1 protein-coding gene and 1 pseudogene are annotated in these 3,430 nt (G+C 71.9%); one reads left to right on the top strand and one right to left on the bottom strand.

The window, feature by feature from the left end:
- Window positions 1-229: pseudogene (locus AC08OV_RS23330) on the bottom strand (sulfite exporter TauE/SafE family protein); the annotation flags it as partial.
- A 701-nt stretch (window positions 230-930) separates the two neighbouring features.
- Here AC08OV_RS23330 and AC08OV_RS23335 point away from each other — a divergent pair.
- Window positions 931-3,393, top strand: a complete 2,463-nt coding sequence (locus tag AC08OV_RS23335; RefSeq protein WP_476613958.1) for a heavy metal translocating P-type ATPase — start codon at window positions 931-933, stop codon at window positions 3,391-3,393.
- Window positions 3,394-3,430 lie beyond the last annotated feature (37 nt).

The following is a 3,430-nucleotide window of genomic DNA, read 5'->3' on the forward strand; positions in this document are numbered from 1 at the left end:
GCCAATCCGCCTGCGGCACCGCCCGCGCCGACCGGCTCACCGGGCGGGCGCGGTGGGCATGGCGGGCTGAATGGCGACTACGGCCTGGTGCCTGACGGGGCAGCTCGGCTGGTCCCGCCGCCGCGGCGCGCTGTCGGCTGATCAGGCCGGTCAGCAGGCCGCCCTGCACCGCGGCACAGGACACACCACCTGCGAACAGGCCGGTCACCAAGACCGTTGCAAGATTCACGGAGCCTCCCGCGAGAGGGAACGAGGATGCCGAAGATCCGCCTGCCGAGCGGCGCGGGTACGCGTCACGTCCCCGGAGGCCCCGGAGGCGCCGGGGGCGACGTCGGCGCCTCCGGCTGCTTCGCTGGTCGGCACGCGCACGCCGGTCGCAATACGCAGCTCCACTTCAGCGGCGGCGGCCGGAGGAAGCGCGGATTTCCTTCCTGCCCAGACTGTGTGTTGGAGGGAGCGCCTGGACCGGGCAGGGATTCGACAGGTGGTCCGGCGCGACTGACCGGAACATACGGTAACCCACTATCCCGGGTAGTAGACGGCCGGGTCGGTGGAGGCGGTCGCGGGCTGGGACCCGCGCGCCGGACCGGACGCTGCAGGTCGAGCTGGGCGCGGGCGCCACCGACTACCGCTGGGCGATCAACGGCCGGAGCTTCGAGGACCAAGCCATGCTGCAGGTGCGCCAAGGCGAACGGGGCCAGCGCCGCGGCGGCGAGCTGACCAACGCCGGCTCGACCCGGTTCATCAACATGCCCGATACACCCCTTCCACCCTGTTCGCGTCCGCCCTCGGCGGGCGCCTCGGCACCGGCCGGCTTGAGGGTTCATACCCCCGGGGGGTAGCTGTAGATCGCGAAGCCCAAACTCTACTAGCTTCGATAGTAGGAAGCTGGAGGAGCGGCGCGACGGCAAGACGGGAAGGGAACCGATCGTGGACGTGCATCAGGACGAAGCTCGGCAGCACGTGGTCTCGACGGCGGTCCTGGAGGTCTCCGGGATGCGGTGGGCGACCGAGAAGGCACGGGTGGAGGCGGTGCTCGGCCGGAGGCCCGGAGTGGTCGAGGTGACTGCGAACCCGGTGGCTCAATCAGCGGTTGTGCGGTTTGACCCGGCGCGGACGTCCGTGGCAGAACTCGCTCGCTGGGTCCGCGACTGCGGCTACCACTGTGCCGGGCAGTCCGTGCCGGACCACGTCTGTGATCCGCTGGCCACCGAGCGAGCTACAGCCAGAGGTCGCGGCAGTGAGACCGAGGAAACTGAGACCGAGGAAGCTCAGGCACCGGGTGACAGCACGGCGTCGGCGGAAACCCCGACGCCTACCGGGCACGGCGGGCATGCGACGATGTCGATGGACGCGATGGTCGCCGACATGCGCAACCGGTTCCTGGTCGCGGCTGTCTTCTCGGTGCCGATCCTGCTGTGGTCGGCGATCGGCCGCGAGGTGCTCGGCTTCGAGGTGGCCGCCCCGTTCGGCCTGCGCGACGACGTGTTCCAGCTGGCCCTGAGCCTGCCGGTGGTCTTCTGGGCGTCGTGGATCTTCTTCGACGGGGCGGTGCGGGCGCTGCGGGCCCGGACCCTGGACATGATGGTGCTGGTCGCCGTGGCGGTCGGCACGGGGTGGACGTACTCCCTGGTCGTCACCCTGGCTGGTGGCGGCGACGTCTTCTACGAGGCCGCCACGGTGCTCGCGGCGTTCGTGCTGCTGGGCCACTGGTTCGAGATGCGGGCGAGGGGCGGAGCCAACGACGCCATCCGGTCTCTGCTCGAACTGGCGCCCGAGACGGCGGTGGTGCTCCGCGGCGGCGAACCGGTCGAGATCCCCACGGCCGAGGTCGTCGTCGGGGACCTGCTGCTGGTCCGGCCTGGGGGCCGGATCGCCGTCGACGGTGTTGTCGAGGAGGGCGAGTCCGACGTCGACGAGTCGATGGTCACCGGCGAGAGCCTGCTCGTGCACAAGCAGCCCGGGTCTGAGGCTATCGGTGCCACCATCAACACCATCGGCACGCTGCGCGTCCGGGCGACCAAGGTCGGCGCCGACACCGCGCTGGCGCAGATCGTCGCACTCGTGCAGGAAGCACAGAACAGCAAGGCCCCCGGCCAGCGGCTGGCCGACCGGGCCGCGTTCTGGCTGGTGTTCGTCGCGCTCGCCGGCGGGCTCGGAACGCTGCTGGTCTGGTTGTTCGCCACTGACCGGCCGGCGCAAGAAGCCGTCCTGTTCGCGATCACGGTGGTCGTCATCACCTGCCCGGACGCGCTCGGCCTGGCCACCCCCACCGCGATCATGGTCGGTACCGGCCTGGGTGCCCGACGCGGCATCCTGTTCAAGAACGCGACCGCGCTGGAGACGTCCGCCCGGATCGACGTCGTGGTGATGGACAAGACCGGCACCCTGACGAAGGGCGAGCCGGAGGTCACCGACGTCGTCACCGACCAGGACGGCGGTCCCGCCGAAGCCGAACTGCTGCGCCTGGTCGCGGCCGTCGAGCGGGAGTCCGAGCACCCCCTCGCCCAGGCGGTTGCCCGCCACGCCGACGCCCGTGGCGTGGCGCAGGCCCGGGCGGAGGCGTTCGTCAACGTGCCCGGGCAGGGCGCGGTCGCCACGGTCGACGGCCACCGGGTCGCGGTCGGCAACCAGCGGCTGATGGGCGCCGAAGGGGTCCATCTGGGCAGTCTGGGCCAGCGCCGCGAGACGCTGGCCGCCGGCGGCCGGACCGCCGTGCTCGTCGCCATTGACGGCCGGGCCGCTGGCGTGGTCGGGCTCGCCGACGCGCCTCGTCCCACCGCGGCGATGGCCATCGGCGCCCTGCACGAGGCGGGTGTCGCGGTCGTCATGCTCACCGGCGACAACCAGGCCACCGCACGACGCATCGCCGACCAGCTCGGCATCGACACGGTCATCGCCGAAGTGCTCCCTGGAGACAAGGCAGCGCAGGTCGCCGAACTGCAGCGGGGCGGCCGGCGGGTCGCGATGGTCGGCGACGGGGTCAACGACGCCCCCGCCCTGGCCCAGGCCGACCTCGGCGTCGCGATTGGCGCCGGCACGGATGTCGCCATCGAGACCGCCGACGTCGTGCTCATGCGCTCCGACCCGCTCGACGTCCCAGCCGCCCTGCTCACCGGGCGGGGTACCGTCCGCAAGATGCGGCAGAACCTTGCCTGGGCAGTCGGCTACAACGCCATCGCGCTCCCCATCGCGGCAGGCGTCTTCGACCCGGCCTTCGGCCTGGTGCTCCGTCCGGAGATCGCGGCCCTGTCCATGTCCGGCTCCAGCTTCCTGGTCGCCGTCAACGCCCTGCTGCTCAAGCGGCTCCGGCTGCCCCACTCGCTGGAGGTGCCGCCCGCACCTGACGTGGTGGCGCAGGCTCAGCGCCCCAGCCCGTCGCTCACCCCTTGAGACGAGGGAGGCGGAGCGGCCCGCGGCAGGCGCGAGC

The organism is Frankia sp. CeTa3Moorea (assembly GCF_978021225.1).